Source organism: Rhodopseudomonas infernalis (assembly GCF_022271405.1).
Lineage (GTDB): Bacteria > Pseudomonadota > Alphaproteobacteria > Rhizobiales > Xanthobacteraceae > Rhodopseudomonas > Rhodopseudomonas infernalis.
This window is the reverse complement of record NZ_JAJNAL010000031.1, coordinates 44571-60989: the sequence shown is the minus strand read 5'-3', so window position 1 is coordinate 60989 and position 16419 is coordinate 44571. Positions and strand designations below refer to the sequence as shown.

Sequence of the window (16419 nt, the reverse complement as noted above, 5' to 3'; positions counted from 1 at the left end):
CCTGGTTGTGTCGGCTGCCGACGGCCCGATGCCGCAGACCCGCGAGCACATCCTGCTGGCCCGTCAGGTCGGCGTTCCGGCGCTGGTGGTGTTCCTGAACAAGTGCGACATGGTCGACGATCCGGAACTGCTCGAGCTGGTCGAGATGGAAGTGCGCGAGCTTCTGTCGAAGTACGACTTCCCGGGCGATGACATTCCGATCATCAAGGGCTCGGCGCTCGCCGCGCTGGAGAACTCCGATCCGAAGCTCGGCCACGACGCGATCCTCGAGCTGATGAAGGCGGTCGACGCCTACATCCCGCAGCCGGAGCGTCCGATCGACCAGCCGTTCCTGATGCCGGTCGAAGACGTGTTCTCGATCTCGGGCCGCGGCACCGTGGTGACCGGTCGCGTCGAGCGTGGCATCATCAAGGTCGGTGAGGAAATCGAAATCGTCGGCATCCGCCCGACGCAGAAGACGACCTGCACCGGCGTTGAAATGTTCCGCAAGCTGCTCGATCAGGGCCAGGCGGGCGACAACATCGGCGCGCTGCTGCGCGGCACCAAGCGTGAAGACGTCGAGCGCGGCCAGGTGCTGTGCAAGCCGGGTTCGGTGAAGCCGCACACCAAGTTCAAGGCCGAGGCCTACATTCTGACGAAGGAAGAGGGTGGCCGTCACACGCCGTTCTTCACCAACTATCGTCCTCAGTTCTACTTCCGCACCACCGACGTCACCGGCGTCGTGCATCTGCCGGAAGGCACCGAAATGGTGATGCCAGGCGACAACATCGCCATGGAAGTTCACCTGATCGTGCCGATCGCGATGGAAGAGAAGCTCCGCTTCGCCATCCGCGAAGGTGGCCGCACGGTTGGCGCCGGCGTCGTCGCTGCGATCATCGAGTAACGAAGAGTCGGACGCGTCAGTGTCGACGGGGCCGCGAGCACGCTTCATCGTGCTCGCGGCTTTTGTTTTGGCGCTGCCGGCCGTGGCTCACGCCGCCTGCGCGGACCGGCCGCCGTGCAAAGGCTGCGGCTGCAAGGGCGGCACCGGCTATCGGGCCCCGGACGGCCACTGCGTCGGCTTCCGAGAGCTGGACAAGGTCTGCGGCACGCCGCCAAGCCGCTGCGTGTTCGAGAATGCGCCGGGGACGGGTGAGAACCGGGAGTGTGCGCTGGCGCCCCGATCGACCAGGAAGTCCCAGCCGGCTCCAGCGACCGTAGCTGTGGAACCGGCCGAATAGACCAAAGCCTAATCGCGCATCCCACTTGCCAGCGGGGGCCTGCCTATGCTTCAACCGCCCCGTTCGGCGGCGACGTCGACGTAGGAGTGTAGCTCAATTGGTAGAGCACCGGTCTCCAAAACCGGGGGTCGCAGGTTCGAGCCCTGCCACTCCTGCCAGCGACAGAAATTATTCAGTCATTTCAACTGGTGGGACACTGGCTTAAGGTCAGTGGGACAATTTGCGGGCTCGCTTCGCCCAAAGCGCTGTTTCGCTGCGGCCCAGTCTTCTGCTGGTTGAGGGCACCGGTCCTGCTGCGATGACACCGGCAGCGTAGGCTTGCCCCCGGTTTCCGATGGGCCAAGTCCATCGGGCTTTGCAGATGGCCCCCGGGGCGAGTGCATGCCGCGCAGCTTGCGGACATCCCTAGAGCCAATCCAAATCATTGCATTTGAAAGAAAATCCGGAGACTGGTAGTCGAAATCGGCAGGTTCCGCGGCTTTCGAGCGCTGCTGTGGTGTGGCCTTCCATGAGTGATTTGACCGATAATCTGGCGACGCTCTATGCCGACGAGCACGGCCGCCTGAAGCGATTTCTGATGGCGCGCGGGGTCTCGGCGAGCGCCGCCGCCGACATCGTGCAGGAGGCCTTCCTTCGCTTGCTGCGCACACCGCGCGACGAGATTCGCGATCTTCGCAGCTATCTGTTCCGCACCACAGGCAATCTGGCGATCGACGATGTCCGCCGGCAGCAGCGCAGCGTCCTCGGCAACGCCGTCGAGCTGGACGAGGCGCTGGCCGATCCGGCGCCGTTGCCCGACGCCGTTCTGATCTCCCGGGAGGAATTCCAGGCGCTGCATGCCGCGCTCGCAGGCTTGCCGCCGCGGCCGCGCGAAGTGCTGATCCTGCACAAGTTCGAAGGCATGAGCTATGCCGAGATCGCCGGCCGCCTGGGCATCTCCAAGAACACCGTGATGGCCCACATGGTCAGGGCGATGTTCAGCCTCAAGGCGAGCTTCTCGGACCCGAACGCCACTGGCGAACTGGATCGATGACACGTCGTCACGTCGGATGGCGAGGCGCGGTTCAAGCGGCCGAAGCTTTCCTGTAGACAAACCCTCCCAGCCGGCCGGGCGCGGCAGCTCCCCCGTTCTCCCGGCCCACTGCATATCCTTCGAGGCTTCATGGACAGGATCGACGCACCACCGTCCGTCGATGATCAGGCGATCCAATGGTTCGTCTTGCTGCGCGACGACGAGGCGACGGAGGCGGATCGGGCCGCGTTCGCCACATGGTTGCGGTCCGATCCATCCCACGAAGCGTCATGGCATTCGCTCGAGCGGATGTGGAGCGGGCTCGATGTCGTCGGCCGGCCGCGCCAGCGGCGGCGACACCGGCATACGCTGAAGCGCGCCGTGACAGCCGCCGTGGTCCTGCTGGTGGTCGCCGGCCTCGGCTGGCAGATGATACCGGTCGGGCTGTTCGCGGACCACCGGACGAGCATCGGCGAGCGCAAGACGATCACGCTCGAAGACGGCTCCCAGATCGAATTGGGGACCGCGACGGCACTCGACGTGTCGTTCAAGCCGGCCGAACGGCGGATCAAGCTGCTGACGGGCGAGGCGTTCTTCACGGTGGCGAAGGATTCGACGCGGCCCTTCATCGTCACGGCTGGACGTGGAGAAGTGAAGGTCCTCGGCACCGCGTTCGACGTCAAGTTCGCGGGCGACGTCAGGGTGGCCGTTGCCCAGAGTAGGGTTCAGGTCGGCACGCCGCCCGGTCGGCCCGTGGAGGTCACGGCAGGTCACGAGGTGCGCTACGGCGCAGGCGGCCTCTCCGCCGTGACCGAGGCCGATCTCGACGCCGTGCAGGCGTGGCGTCAGAACCAGCTCGTCTTCCGCGACGTTCCGCTGAGTGAGGTGCTCGCCGAACTGGGCCGCTATCGTCGCGGCTCGGTCCTCCTACTTGGAGGCGCGCTCGGTCAGCGGCACGTCACCGCCGTATTCGACACGCATGATACCGACGCAGCGCTGGATATCATCGCCCAGTCGCTGTCGTTGCGGATCTATCGGGCGACGAGCTGGCTGACTTTAATGATTCCAACCAGCGATCGCTAAAAGACTCGGTATCCGAGTAACTGCTTTTCTTCGTCCCACCGTCTTCAAACCAAGAGGTCGCAACAAGCGACCGTTCGAAGACAGGGGCGTTGGGGAATGGACGACGATACGAGATGCGCATCGAGGCACGCTGGGTTTGTCGCTCTGGTCATGGCGGCGACGTTTTTGTCCACCGCGGCGACGGTCGAACTGGCGCGCGCGCAATCTCCACAATCCGGCAGCGCCGACGCCAAGTCGCGTGAGCTCGACATCCCAGCCCAGCCGCTTGCGCGTGCGCTGGTTGCCTTCTCGCGCCAGGCGCGGCTTCAGATATTCATTGATCAGGCGTTGGTAGCGGGCAAGTCCGCGCCGGCGGTGAGTGGCGCCTTGACGCCATCTGCGGCACTCGACCGGTTGCTGGCCGGATCCGGGCTCTCATATCGGTTCAAGAGCGCCAACACAGTCACCATCGTCGGTCCGGTACGCGCGAGCATGAACCAGATGCCGGCGACCGACGGCTCGCTCTTGCTGGATACGATCGACATCTCGGGTGGTCGTGGAAATCCGACCGAGGCGCCGTATCGCACGCCGGCGGCGGTCAGTCGTATTTCGCAGGAGAGCATCGAGCGGTTTCGTGGCAGCAGTCCCGCAGACATCTTCCGCGGCACGCCGGGCGTGATGTCGGGCGAAGCCAGGAACGGCGGCGGTTCGATCGACGTCAACATCCGGGGCATGCAGGGCATGGGCCGTGTCGCCGTGACGGTGGATGGCGCCGAGAACGGGCTGACAGTTTATCAGGGCTATCAGGGCATCTCGAACCGGACCTATGTCGATCCGGATCTTCTCGCGGGTGTCGATATCACCAAGGGTGCGGACGCCTCGTCCCGCGGCATCGCCGGCACGGTGGCGATGCGAACGCTCGGTGCCGACGACGTCGTCAAGGCCGGCGAGAAGTGGGGCGTGCTGGTCAGAAGCGGGTTCGGCACCAATACGGCCAACCCGCGGCCGGGCGATCTCGGCGGTTATAGCTGGCCGCGGCCCTATGTCAGCGATCCTCAGCCCTATCCGGTGCCGACGGCGCAGGCTTCCGGCCTCGATCGCCCAGGATTGCTCAATCCGACCAGCGGTTCGTTCAGCACCGTCGCGGCGATCAAGGAGGCGAACTACGATCTGCTGTGGGGCTATGCTTATCGGAAGCAGGGTAACTATTTTGCCGGAAAGAACGGGCCGGGCGCGGGCGTGCTCGATACCGGACCGCAGCCGCTCTGCTATTCGAGTGGCTTCTGTTACTATCCGCCGAGCCCGATCTCCTATGCGCATGTCTACCAAAACACCGGTCTGACCAGCTATCGCGCCGGCGAGCAGGTTCTCAACACGCAGCTCGAGACCGAATCCTATCTCGCCAAGGGGACCGTGCGATCCGATGACGGCCAGAGTCTGCAGATCGGCTACAACGGCTATCGCAGCAGGGCCGGGGACGTCATCGCCTCGCTGTTTTCCAGCGTTCAAAGCCAGGCCACCCAGCAGCTCCAGGAGGACGTGACCAAGGTCGATACCGGGACCGTGCGCTATCGCTGGAAACCTGAAGACAACGGTCTCGTCGACCTCAAAGCCAATATGTGGATGACGAGCCTGACGTTGCTGACACCGCCCCGGACGAGCTTCGCGACCAACGTCAAGCCTGAAGATTTCGGTCTCCCGTATGGTTATCTTCCGGGCAATCAGAGTACGATGGCAGGGGGCGACGTCAGCAACAAGTCTCACGTCGAGCTGGATCGGTTCGGATCGCTCGACGTGGATTACGGTGCTTCTTACCTCCAGGAGGCGACCAGGCCGACGCCGTTTACGAACCAGCTCAACGCCGGCATCCCGTCTCGTGACGGCGAACGGCAGGAAGTCGCCGGTTTCGGGAAACTCTCCTACAAGCCGGTCGAATGGCTGACGTTGAACGGTGGTCTCCGATACTCGCATTACTGGTCTCAGGATCGCAGTACGATCACCAACGCAACCCAGGTGAATTCGGAGCCGTCGCGCGAGAATGGCGGATACAGTCCGTCCGCCGGAATCGTGGTCGAGCCGATCAAGGACGTGCAGTTCTACACTAATTACTCCAGCGCCCTGCGCATGCCGACGCTGTTCGAATCGGTCGCCGGCTACAGCCTGGTCCCGAATGCCGGTCTGCTTCCCGAACGCTCCAACAATTGGGAAGCCGGCGTGAATCTGTTCAGAGAAGGGGTTTTCGCGGCTGCCGACAAGGCGATGATGAAGTTCGGATATTTCAATTGGGATGTGTCGAATTACGTCGCCCGGATGAGCAAGTCGTTCGTGGATCCGACCTACGGCTACACATACACTGCCCTTCAGGTGGTCAACATCGATCGCGCGCGTTTCGAAGGAATTGAGTGGTCGGGGCGCTATCAGAACGGCGGCTTCACCGCAGAGGTCGCCGCAAACTACTATCTCAACGTTGAATACTGTCCGACCGCGGGCACCTGCGCCAACTCGACTCTGTCGGGCGATTATTCGGCCAATCAGGTGCCGCCGAAATATTCGGCGAACATCACGCTGTCTCAGAAACTGCTCGACGATGACCTGACGGTCGGCGGTCGCGCGAGCTATATCGGGCCACGCTCGATCGGATACGGCGCGGTGCAGTATGGTGCGTCCGCCATCATCGCTCCGATCATCTGGCAGCCGTATTGGCTGGTCGATGTGTTCGCCGAATACAGGTTGACCAAGGACATCAGCTTGCGAGCCACCGTGGAGAATCTGACGGATCAGTACTACGTCGACCCGCTGAGCTTGGTGCAACAGCCGAGCCCCGGACGCACGGTTCGCCTCGGGATGACCGGAAAGTTCGGAGGAAACGAGACCGTATCGCCGGTGTCACTGGGCCGGCTGTTTGCTCCGAGCGCAACGGTTGCGAACTGGAGCGGATTCCATGCCGGCGTCAACGCGGCTTACAACTCCGCGAAATTCAGCGGGACCACGACCGCGTTGGACGGATCGCCGGACAGTCATGCGGTGAACGAAGCGCCCAATCAGCAGGTCGGCGCGCTCTCCTTCGGCCTACATGCCGGCTACGACTATCAGTTCGCGAGCCGGATCGTCGCCGGCATCGAGGCCGACATCGCCAAGAGCGAGATCGGCGCGTCCCAGGTGACCTTCGCCACCGAAGGCGTTGCCTGCAACTGTGCGAACAATCTGTCCAGGATGCGGCAGTTCGAGGCGGTGCAGCAGAGCGAGATCAAATGGCTGTCCACCGTGCGCGGACGGCTCGGCTACGCCGTCAACGACCGGTTGATGCTCTATGCCAGCGGCGGCGTCGCCTTCATGCAGCAGGACGAGTCCCGGACTCAGTACCGAGCCGTCAACACCGGAAACTTCGCGTGGCCGACGACGACCGTGGCGACTTTCACCGAAGATAGCTCCCGCACGCGCGTGGGCTACGTGATCGGTGGCGGCGGCGAATTCGCGGTGGGCGGTGCTTGGTCGATCAAAGCCGAGTATCTGCTGGCTCGATTTTCCGGTGAGGATTTCACTTTCGCCGACGCGAGGGCGGGCGTGCTGCCGGGCAATTTCGTGACGCCGGCGACCTATTCGACCAGCAACGGGCGCAGGCTCACCAGCAGCGTCGACATCCCGATGGTTCGGGTCGGGGTCAACTACAGGTTCTGACCGCGCGCGACGGACAAGATCGGGGCGACAGCTTTCCGCCCCGTCCACCGCAGCTCACGCTGTGCCGAGGCTGACGGGAGTTCAACAACGAGACGGTGCTGCCGATGAAGGTGGGCCGCGAACGAGATGGCGAAGAGCGGATAGGCGTTCTGCAGATTGGAGCTTCTTGGATGGTTGTGATGAGTGATGGCTCGGTCCCGGAGGCCAGCCGGGCCAGAAGGCTGAAGATGGCGACGCACGCGACGCACGAGCGGCTCGACACGGCGATCATGGCGCGCCGGCCGTTTGCGAACCGCGAGCGCTACGCGTTGTTTCTCGAGGTTCAGCATCGCTTCCATCGCGACGTCGATCCATTGTACCGCAGCGCCGCCCTTGGAGCGTTGTTGCCGGACTTGGCGCAGCGCCGTCGGCTCGGATTGGTCGAGCAGGACCTGTGCGACCTCGGGATAGCTACGGACCCATCGGGAGCGACGCCGACGTCCACGATGGATGATCAGATCGACGTTCCGAGCGCGCTCGGCTGGCTCTACGTCGCCGAAGGTTCGAATCTCGGCGCATCGTTTCTGCTCAAGCAGGCCGCCAAGCTCGGTCTGTCGGAGACGTTCGGCGCCCGGCACCTGGCCGCGGCGCCCGACGGACGCGCGCTGCACTGGAGGGGGTTCGTGGCGGCGTTCGATGCCGTCCCGCTCTCACATCTGCAAGAGGAGGGGGCGATTGCCGGCGCCCGTGCTGCGTTCATGCGCGTGCAGGCGCTGGTGAGCGAGCTCCTCGCTCTGCCTGCTGCCGCCTCGGCTCAAGAGGTCGACGGCTAGCGATTCTGCAAGACGCAGCGACTGACGGGGCCGAGGGCGTTCGCGACGGGCGGCACACCGTGAGGTCCGGAAACTGAAAGGAAGGCCGCGAATGCGGGCTGTAGTTTCGACGACAAGGCTTGTGATGTCGTTCCTGATCGGCGCGCTGGTGCTTGGCCCGTCGCAGGGACTGGCGCAGCAGCCATCGACCTCGCTCGAACGCTCGGCTTCCCCGGACGGCATCCCGCCGAATGGCGAGATGGCGAGCCCGCAGGCATCGTCAGGAGAAGCCGTGTCGGCGGAGAGCCCGGCTGCTGCTTCACCCGCGCCCGCGAGGCCGGATCGCAGGTCCGACCTGCCGCATGACCTGTCCGTCTGGGGCATGTTCATGTCCGCGGATCGGGTGGTGAAGGCCGTGATGATCGGTCTGGTGCTCGCTTCGGTACTCACCTGGACGGTTTGTCTCGCCAAGACAGTCGAGGTCGCCTGCGCGCGTGGGAGGGCGCGGCGGACGTTCAGGATCATCGCGTCCGCAGACAGCCTGTCTGCTGCCGCAGACCATCTGGGCAGCCGCGGCGGGCCGGCCGCCTTCATGGTGCGGTCCGCCGGCGAGGAAATGCGTCGATCGCTGCCGGCGGTGGACTACGCCGGCGACGGCGGTTTGAAAGAGCGCGTCGTGTCCCGTCTGCTCCGCATCGAAGCTCAGGCCGGGCGCCGGCTCACACGCGGCACGGGACTGCTCGCGACGGTGGCGGCGATCTCTCCGTTCGTCGGCCTGTTCGGCACGGTATGGGGCATCATGAACTCCTTCATCGGGATTTCGCAGAGTCAGACCACCAATCTCGCTGTCGTTGCACCCGGCATCGCGGAGGCTCTGCTAGCGACCGCTTTCGGCCTCGTCGCCGCCATCCCCGCCGTCGTCATCTACAACATCTTCGCGCGCGCGATCACCGGCTATCGGCAGGTTCTCGCCGACGCATCAGCGGGCGTCGAACGACTTGTGGGGCTGGACCTGGATTTCCGCAGAGTGCCGGGAGAGCGCAAGTCGCCGGCTTCGGTTTTGGCTGCAGAGTAGGAGTGACGTCATGGCAGGGAGTATTCGCGAACGCATCGGAGATGAACTCGAGGACAATCACGACATCAACGTCACGCCTTTCATCGACGTCATGCTGGTTCTCCTCATGATCTTCATGGTGGCGGTGCCGCTGGCCACTGTCGACGTGGATGTCGACCTGCCTGCGTCGACGGCACAGCCGATACCGCGTCCCGACAAGCCGCTCTATCTCACGTTGAAGCGCGACGGCATGTTGAGCGTCGGTGAGATGTCGGTCTCGCGCGAGGATCTCGAGAAGGTGATCTACCATGCGGCCAATGAGGGCAAGCAGACGCGGATCTTCGTGCGCGCCGACAAGAGCGTCGACTACGGCAGCCTGATGGAAGTGATGAATCTGCTACGCGACGCAGGCTATCTCAAGATCGCGCTGGTCGGTCTCGAAACCGCATCCTCCATCTCACCGTCCGGCGCGTTGCCCGAGGCCCGGCCGGCCGCCGCCGCGCCATGACCGATTTCGAGGGCGCGGTTCGCGGCCGGACCAAAGTGATCGAGGCGCTGGGCTGGTCGGGCGCGGCGCTGGTGACGATCGGCGCTCATGCCGCGACCATCGGCTGGTTGCTGCGCAGCGATCCTGTCGTTGCGGCCGATAGTTCGCCGGCCGCCATCATGGTGGACCTTGCGGCCCTGCCTGAAGCGATCCGGACCGAGCAGAGCGAGATCACGCCGGATGCGGCGTCGTCGGACGACAGTCGTCCCCAACAGGAACAGGAGCAGCAAACGCCGCAGGAGCAGGCCGTCGAGAAACGGTCGGAGCCGGACAAGCCAGAGCCAACCGAAGATCCGAAGATCGACGAGAGTACGCCCATCCTCGAGAAGGCGGAGGTGCCGCTTCCACCCCGACCACCGAGGCCGGAAACCAGGCCGACGCAAAGCCGGACACCCGAGAAGAAACCTCAGCAGCGCCGACAACAGGCGGTCGCAGCTTCTCGCGCGATGCGGCAGGAGCAGATCCAGGCGAAACGGTCGACGCGGATCGCTGCGGCGCAGACGGCTTCGGGGGATTCGTCGATATCGCCCGCCGATTGGCGGTCGCTGCTGATGGCCCATCTCAAGCGCCGCAAGCGCGCCGTGTCGGCCACCGCGGGGACTCGTGCCATCGCCTATGTGCGGTTTTCGATCGACGGCAGCGGTCACGTTCTGTCGGCCGCGTTGCTACGATCGTCGGGCGTTGCCGAGGTCGATCGCGAGGCCGTTGCGCTGGTACAGCGGGCCTCGCCGCTTCCTTCGCCGCCACCAGGCGCTGCCCGGACGCTGACTGTGCCGGTGGGATTCACGTCCGAGGACTGAAGCCTGTTCGGAGGCCGAAGGTTCGCGTTACACGATCAGCGGCTGAGCCTCCTTGGCCATCCGCTGCAGCGGTGGCAGAAAGCGGTCGATCATTTCGCCGGTGGTGATGCGGTCGACATGCGCGCCGATATTGGCGGCGGCCACGATGGCGCCGTCGTAGCGGCGAATCGGCACCGCGATCGAGCGGAAGCCGGGCTCGGCCTCGCGGTCGACCAGCGAATAGCCGCGGGTCCGGTCGGCGATGATGGTCGCCACCACGGTCGGCTTGTCGACGATGGTTTCGGGCGTCTGCGCAGCGAGATTCATCGCCTCGATCGTCGCCGTCAGTTCGTCGTTGTCGAGCCGGCCGAGCAGCACCCGGCCGACTGAGGTGCAAAATAACGGCAACCGATAGCCGAGATCGATTCCCGCCGAAAATACCCGCGCCGGGCTGGCGCGCGCCACGAACACCGCGTCGTCGCCATCGAGAATCGCCAGCGAGCAGACTTCCTTGGCGGTCGCCGAGACCTCGTCCATCAGCGGCTGCAGCACCGCGCTGATCTGGTTGGACGCCAGATAGGCCGAGGCGAGGCCGAGCACGCGGGGGGTGAGGGCGAACAGCCTTTCGTCGCTCGTTACGTAGCCGGATTTGCGCAGCGTCAGCAGCACGCGGCGTGCGGTGGCGCGCGGCAGGTCGCAGGCCTTGGCGATGTCGCTGAGCGTCATCGGCCGCCGTTCGGCGCCGAAGGCTTCGATCACCCGCAGCCCGCGGGACAGGCTTTCGATGAATTCGGCGCTGTCCTCGCCGACCTCGGCTTCGTCGGCGGGACGTTTCAGTTTGGGCATGCGGTACGCGGATCCGGGTAGGCGTGGGTACCGCTTCGCTGTTGCGGCAGATCCAATTTACCGGTGTTCGTGTGCCGAACACAAGTTCGGTAAGTGCGATTCGCCGCGGGTGAGGGAGTGCCGCTGCAATGCAAACAGCTTGTGCATCTGCAGCATCGAATTTGCGCTTGCTCTTTTGCACATCAGAGGCAATCTTATTCTAAACGAACGAATGTTCGTCTATCGAACATTGCGGCAGGGTGCGGATCTTAACGATGCGACAAGGGTGCGCTGGCTTTTGCAAAGCCTTTGCGGCACCTCCCCAGCTCTGTCGCCTTCAAACACAGGGCAGCGTGTCGCGAGCTGCTCGTAGGAGGCCAACGCCATGATGAGCCAGGAACAGAACGATCTGATCACCCGGGTCGGACCCGCCGCGCCTTGCGGCAAACTGATGCGCGCCTATTGGCAGCCGGCGGCGCTCGTCGACGAGCTGGAAGGTGATCGGCCGATCCGGCCGGTGCGTCTGCTCGGCGAGGACTTCGTGCTGTTCAAAGACGAGCAGGGCCGTTACGGCCTGATCGATCGCGACTGCCCGCATCGCGGCGCCGATCTGGCGTTCGGCCGGCTCGAAGGCGGCGGCCTGCGCTGCGCCTTCCATGGCTGGCTGTTCGACGTCGAGGGCAAGTGCCTCGAGACTCCCGCCGAGCCGGCCGGCTCGCCGCTGTGCGCCAACATTAAGCAGCGCGCCTTCCCGGTGGTCGCCAAGGGCGGCATCCTGTGGGCCTATCTCGGCGCCGGTGAGCCGCCGGCGTTTCCGGAGATCGACTGCTTCACCGCGCCGGATACGCACGTGTTCGCGTTCAAGGGTCTGTTCGAGTGCAACTGGCTGCAGGCGCTGGAAGTCGGCATTGACCCGGCGCACGCATCGTTCCTGCATCGCTTCTTCGAGGACGAGGACACTTCGCACGCCTACGGCAAGCAGTTCCGCGGCGTGTCCGCCGGCAGCGAAATGCCGATGACCAAGGTGTTGCGCGAGTACGATCGCCCGATCATCAATGTCGAGCACACCGAATACGGCCTGCGGCTGATCGCACTGCGCCAGATCGACGACGAACGCACCCATGTGCGCGTCACCAATCAGTTGTTCCCGCACGGCTTCGTCATTCCGATGAGCACCGAGATGACGATCACGCAGTGGCACGTCCCGGTCGATGACGAAAATTGCTACTGGTACGCGATCTTCACCAGCTACACGCAGCCGGTCGACAAGGTGAAGATGCGCGAGCAGCGCCTCGAACTCTATGAGCTGCCGGACTACACGTCCCGCAAGAACAAGCGCAACGACTACGGCTTCGATCCGCACGAGCAGGCGACCTCGACCTACACCGGCATGGGCGCCGACATCAACGTCCACGACCAGTGGGCGGTGGAGTCGATGGGGAAGATCCAGGATCGTACCCGCGAGCATCTCGGCCAGAGCGACAAGGCGATCATCCAGTATCGCCGGCTGCTGCGGCAGGAGATCGCCAAGGCCGAAGCCGGCCAGCGGCCGCTGCTGGCGCTCGACGCGGCTGCCGCGCGTGGCATCCAGGGCCCGGCGACGATGGACGGCATCGGCCCGAGCCGCGGCTGGGAGACCTATTGGATGGAGGTCGACGTCAAGCGTCGCCGCGGTGCCCCGTGGGCCGCGCCGGTGCCGGCTGAGATCGCCGCCAAGGTCCCGCATCTGACGGCCGCAGAATGAACGTGCATCAGCGCACCACCATGGGCGACAGCCTCGCAGCCAAGCACGGACTGTGGTCCGAAGAACAGATCGATGCGGCGGCGCGCGTCCGCCGCATCGCCGAGGAGCAGGGGCTCGAGACCATCCGGTTCTCGTTTCCCGATCAGCACGGCATCCTGCGCGGCAAGACGCTGGTCGCGTCCGAGGCGCTGAACTGCCTCGACAGCGGCGCCACTATCACCACCACGATGCTGGCCAAGGACACCTCGCACAAGACGGTGTTTCCGGTGTTTCAGGCCGGCGGCGGCTTCGGCATGTCGGAGATGCAGGGCGGCGCCGACGTCGTCATGCTGCCGGACCCGACCACGTTCCGCGTACTGCCTTGGGCGCCGACGACCGGCTGGGTTTTGTGCGACCTGTATTTCGCCGACGGCCGTCCGGTGCAGTTCGCGACCCGCAACATCTATCGTTCGGCGTTGAAGAAGCTCGCCGACCGCGGCTACGACTACAAGGCGGGACTCGAAGTCGAGTTTCACGTCTTCAAGGTCGAGGACAGGAAGATGCGGCCGGAGCATGCCGGCCAGCCCGGTGAGCCGCCGGAGGTCAGCCTGCTGTCGCACGGCTATCAGTATCTCACCGAGCAGCGCTACGATCAGATGGAGCCGGTGCTCGAACTGATCCGCCGCGACGTTATGGCGCTCGGCCTGCCGCTGCGCTCGATCGAGGTCGAGTTCGGCCCGAGCCAGTGTGAATTCACCTTCCAGCCGACGGTCGGCCTGCTGCCGGCCGACCTGATGGTGCTGTTCCGCGCCGCCGTGAAACAGATCTGCCAGCGCCACGGTTATCACGCGACCTTCATGTGCCGGCCGCGGATTCCCAACGTGGTGTCGTCGGGCTGGCATCTGCATCAGTCCGTGGTTGCGCGCGATGGCGGCCGCAACGCGTTCATGTCGGACACCGATGTGCTGTCGGATTTCGGCCGGCACTATCTCGCCGGCCTGATGACGCATGCGCGCGCCGCTACGGTGTTCACCACCCCGACCATCAACGGCTACAAGCGCTATCGCTCCTATTCGCTGGCGCCGGATCGCGCGATCTGGGGCCGCGACAACCGCGGCGTGATGCTGCGCGTGCTCGGCGGGGCCGGCGACAAGGCGACGCGGATCGAGAATCGCGTCGGCGAACCCGCCGCCAACCCGTATCTCTACATGGCGTCGCAGATCCTGTCCGGTCTCGACGGCGTCGACCGCGCGCTCGATCCCGGCCCGTCGGCCGATACGCCTTACGAGACCAAGGCGGACCTGCTGCCGAAATCGCTGCGCGAGGCGATCTTCGCACTGCGCGACGATCCGTTCTTCCGCACCGCGCTGGGCGGCGAGTTCGTCGACTACTACACCTTCATCAAGAACGCCGAGATCGAGCGTTTCCAGGCCGAAGTCACGGAATGGGAACAGCGTGAATATTTCGAAATGTTCTGAGCATCGACCAAACGCAAATAACTGAATCAGGCAGAGAAGAGGGAGACGTATGGTGAAAGCAGTTGGATGGCTGTGCGCAGCCGCGGCGATTTCGTTCAGTGTCGGCGCCGCGCAGGCCGACACCATCAAGGTCGGCGTGATCGGCACGATGTCGGGGCCGTACGCGCTGTTCGGCAAGAACTACAAGATGGGCATCGACGCCTGGGTCGCCGAGAACGGCAACAAGGTCGGCGGCCACACCATCGAGTTCGTCTATCGTGACGAAGTCTCGCCGAACCCGGCGCAGTCCAAGGCGCTGGCGCAGGAGCTGATCGTCAAGGAGAAGGTGCAGTACCTCGCCGGCCTGTACTTCACGCCGAACGCGATGGCGGTGGCGCCGCTGCTGCAGGAAGCCAAGGTGCCGATGGTGGTGCTGAACGCGGCCACTTCGTCGATCACCGAGAAGAGCCCCTACATCGTCCGCACCTCGTTCACGATGTTCCAGAACACGGTGCCGGCCGCCAAGGTCGCCAAGCAGAAGGGCGCCACCAAGGTCGCCATCGCGGTCAGCGATTACGGTCCGGGCATCGACGCCGAAACCGCGTTCAAGAAGACCTTCGAAGCCGAGGGCGGCAAGGTCGTCGAGGCGATCCGGATGCCGCTGTCGACCACCGATTTCGGGCCGATCATGCAGCGCATCAAGGATTCCGGCGCCGACATGATCTTCACCTTCCTGCCGGCCGGCCCGCCGACGCTCGGCTTCGTCAAGGCCTATATCGACAACGGCCTGAAGGCGGGAGGCGTCAAGCTGATGTCGACCGGCGACGTCGTCACCGAGCCCGACCTGCCGAATATCGGCGAGTCCGGCCTCGGCATCCTGTCGACCTATCACTACGCCGTGTCGCACGACTCGCCCGAGAACAAGGCGTTCCTGGCGCAGCTGCAGAAGGACGGCGGCAAGCTGGACGAAGTCACCATGACGTCGGTGGCGGCCTATGACGGCGCGCGCCTGATCTACAAGATGATCGAGGCGACCGGCGGCAAGCAGGATCCCGAGAAGGCGATCGCCGCGGTGAAGGGCATGCAGTGGACCAGCCCGCGCGGTCCGGTGTCGATTGATCCGGAGACCCGCCACATCACGCAGAACGTCTATCTGCGCGAAGTCGTGAAGGCCGACGGTAAGTTGATCAACAAGGAGATCGAGACCTTCAAGGCCCAGCCCGACTGGGGTCTTGTTAAGCAGTAAGCCGAAACTTTGAGCCCTTCGCGCCATCCTTTGTGGCTTGGCGCGGAGGGCTCTTGTCGACTAGGGATAGCCGCGCCAAGCAGAGTCGAAGGAGACGGGTTGTGAAGGCTGGGTTGAATCGAACGAGATCAGTAGCGTCCGCAAGGACACAAGCCTGATGCGGACGATTCTCGGAATCCTGCCGGACGCACTGGCCTACGGCATGGTGCTGTTCACGATCTCGATCGGCCTGTCGATCATGATGGGGCTGATGCGGGTGGTGAACCTCGCCCACGGCGCCTTCGCGATGATCGGCGGCTATCTCGCGTCGTTCGCGCTGGTGTCGCTCGGCGTCTCCTATCCGGTCGCGATCCTGATCGCAGTCATCGGTGCCGTGATCATCTCGGTGCCGTTCGAATTCCTGCTGTATCGGCGGATCTATCGCCGCTCCGACGAACTGACGCAGATCCTGCTGACGATCGGCATCACCTTCTTCATCGTCGGCATCGCCAACTACATTTTCGGCCCGACCTCCAAACCGATCCCGCTGCCGGAGGTGTTGCGCGGGCCGTTCGATCTCGGCTTCCGCATGATCCCGACGCATCGGCTGTTCGTGATCGGTTGCGGCGTGGTCACGGCGGTCGCGCTGTGGCTGCTGATCGAGAAGACCGAGTTCGGCGTTCGGCTGCGCGCGGCGGTCGACAATGGCGACATGGCCGAGGCGCTCGGCATTCGCACCCAGGTCGTCTATTCGGTAACCTTCGCACTCGCGGTCGGGCTGGCTGCGTTCGGCGGCGTGGTCGGCGCCGAGCTGCTGCCGGTCGAGCCGTTCTACGCGCTGCGCTACATGGTGACGTTCCTGGTCGTGGTCTCGGTCGGCGGCGCCGGCTCGGTCACCGGCGCGATGGCGGCCTCGCTGCTGCTCGGCCTCGCCGACACCACCGGCAAATATCTGGCGCCGGAGTTCGGCGAATTCTTCTTCTATGTCGCGGTGATCGTGATCGTTTACGTGTTCCCTCACGGCCTGTTCGGAAAGGCGCATTGAG

13 protein-coding genes and 1 tRNA gene are annotated in these 16419 nt (G+C 64.5%); 13 read left to right on the top strand and 1 reads right to left on the bottom strand.

Features of this window, described 5'->3' with window-relative positions; all coding sequences use genetic code 11:
• The 9 genes from tuf to LPW26_RS18910 form a co-directional block, all read left to right on the top strand.
• The coding region (tuf, locus tag LPW26_RS18950) for an elongation factor Tu (RefSeq protein ID WP_238737119.1) at positions 1-883 on the top strand (883 nt) is incomplete at its 5' end.
• Between the two features lie 419 nt (positions 884-1302).
• Positions 1303-1378, top strand: a tRNA-Trp gene (locus LPW26_RS18945).
• A gap of 350 nt (positions 1379-1728) precedes the next feature.
• Positions 1729-2253, top strand: a complete 525-nt coding sequence (locus LPW26_RS18940) for an RNA polymerase sigma factor (RefSeq protein WP_238737118.1) — start codon at positions 1729-1731, stop codon at positions 2251-2253.
• Positions 2254-2382: 129 nt separating this feature from the next.
• Positions 2383-3315, top strand: a complete 933-nt coding sequence (locus LPW26_RS18935) for a FecR family protein (RefSeq protein ID WP_238737117.1) — start codon at positions 2383-2385, stop codon at positions 3313-3315.
• A 150-nt stretch (positions 3316-3465) separates the two neighbouring features.
• Complete coding sequence (locus tag LPW26_RS18930) at positions 3466-6972, top strand: TonB-dependent receptor domain-containing protein (protein WP_238737116.1); 3507 nt, start codon at positions 3466-3468, stop codon at positions 6970-6972.
• A 179-nt stretch (positions 6973-7151) separates the two neighbouring features.
• Complete coding sequence (locus LPW26_RS18925) at positions 7152-7784, top strand: biliverdin-producing heme oxygenase (protein ID WP_238737123.1); 633 nt, start codon at positions 7152-7154, stop codon at positions 7782-7784.
• Between the two features lie 124 nt (positions 7785-7908).
• Positions 7909-8838, top strand: a complete 930-nt coding sequence (exbB, locus tag LPW26_RS18920) for a tonB-system energizer ExbB (protein ID WP_238737115.1) — start codon at positions 7909-7911, stop codon at positions 8836-8838.
• A 10-nt stretch (positions 8839-8848) separates the two neighbouring features.
• Positions 8849-9325 (top strand): TonB system transport protein ExbD, encoded by a 477-nt coding sequence (gene exbD, locus LPW26_RS18915; protein ID WP_238737113.1) that lies wholly within the window; start codon positions 8849-8851, stop codon positions 9323-9325.
• Between the two features lie 35 nt (positions 9326-9360).
• The gene (locus LPW26_RS18910) at positions 9361-10164 is read left to right on the top strand and encodes a TonB family protein (RefSeq protein ID WP_238737111.1); all 804 of its coding nucleotides are present in this window, start codon (positions 9361-9363) and stop codon (positions 10162-10164) included.
• A 27-nt stretch (positions 10165-10191) separates the two neighbouring features.
• Here LPW26_RS18910 and LPW26_RS18905 read toward each other — a convergent pair whose 3' ends face one another.
• Positions 10192-10989: an IclR family transcriptional regulator domain-containing protein gene (locus LPW26_RS18905; RefSeq protein WP_238737110.1), complete on the bottom strand. Its 798-nt coding sequence runs from the start codon at positions 10987-10989 to the stop codon at positions 10192-10194.
• A gap of 364 nt (positions 10990-11353) precedes the next feature.
• Here LPW26_RS18905 and LPW26_RS18900 point away from each other — a divergent pair, with 364 nt between their 5' ends.
• The 4 genes from LPW26_RS18900 (at position 11354) to LPW26_RS18885 (ending at position 16418) form a co-directional block, all read left to right on the top strand.
• On the top strand, positions 11354-12712 hold the full coding sequence (locus tag LPW26_RS18900; RefSeq protein WP_238737109.1) for an aromatic ring-hydroxylating dioxygenase subunit alpha: 1359 nt from the start codon (positions 11354-11356) through the stop codon (positions 12710-12712).
• Positions 12709-14169, top strand: a complete 1461-nt coding sequence (locus LPW26_RS18895; RefSeq protein WP_238737108.1) for a glutamine synthetase family protein — start codon at positions 12709-12711, stop codon at positions 14167-14169. The genes LPW26_RS18900 and LPW26_RS18895 overlap by 4 nt, the downstream gene beginning before the upstream one ends.
• Positions 14170-14218: 49 nt before the next feature.
• Positions 14219-15394: an ABC transporter substrate-binding protein gene (locus tag LPW26_RS18890; RefSeq protein WP_238737107.1), complete on the top strand. Its 1176-nt coding sequence runs from the start codon at positions 14219-14221 to the stop codon at positions 15392-15394.
• 157 nt (positions 15395-15551) lie between these two features.
• Positions 15552-16418 (top strand): branched-chain amino acid ABC transporter permease, encoded by an 867-nt coding sequence (locus LPW26_RS18885; RefSeq protein WP_238737106.1) that lies wholly within the window; start codon positions 15552-15554, stop codon positions 16416-16418.
• Position 16419 lies beyond the last annotated feature (1 nt).

What these genes read in the sequence shown, in the direction of transcription:
- LPW26_RS18940 (WP_238737118.1), top strand. Translation starts at nt 1,729, where the DNA reads ATGAGTGATTTGACCGATAATCTGGCGACGCTCTATGCCGACGAGCAC.
- LPW26_RS18935 (WP_238737117.1), top strand. Translation starts at nt 2,383, where the DNA reads ATGGACAGGATCGACGCACCACCGTCCGTCGATGATCAGGCGATCCAA.
- LPW26_RS18930 (WP_238737116.1), top strand. Translation starts at nt 3,466, where the DNA reads ATGGCGGCGACGTTTTTGTCCACCGCGGCGACGGTCGAACTGGCGCGC.
- LPW26_RS18925 (WP_238737123.1), top strand. Translation starts at nt 7,152, where the DNA reads ATGAGTGATGGCTCGGTCCCGGAGGCCAGCCGGGCCAGAAGGCTGAAG.
- exbB (WP_238737115.1), top strand. Translation starts at nt 7,909, where the DNA reads ATGTCGTTCCTGATCGGCGCGCTGGTGCTTGGCCCGTCGCAGGGACTG.
- exbD (WP_238737113.1), top strand. Translation starts at nt 8,849, where the DNA reads ATGGCAGGGAGTATTCGCGAACGCATCGGAGATGAACTCGAGGACAAT.
- LPW26_RS18905 (WP_238737110.1), bottom strand. Translation starts at nt 10,989, where the DNA reads ATGCCCAAACTGAAACGTCCCGCCGACGAAGCCGAGGTCGGCGAGGAC.
- LPW26_RS18900 (WP_238737109.1), top strand. Translation starts at nt 11,354, where the DNA reads ATGATGAGCCAGGAACAGAACGATCTGATCACCCGGGTCGGACCCGCC.
- LPW26_RS18895 (WP_238737108.1), top strand. Translation starts at nt 12,709, where the DNA reads ATGAACGTGCATCAGCGCACCACCATGGGCGACAGCCTCGCAGCCAAG.
- LPW26_RS18890 (WP_238737107.1), top strand. Translation starts at nt 14,219, where the DNA reads ATGGTGAAAGCAGTTGGATGGCTGTGCGCAGCCGCGGCGATTTCGTTC.
- LPW26_RS18885 (WP_238737106.1), top strand. Translation starts at nt 15,552, where the DNA reads ATGCGGACGATTCTCGGAATCCTGCCGGACGCACTGGCCTACGGCATG.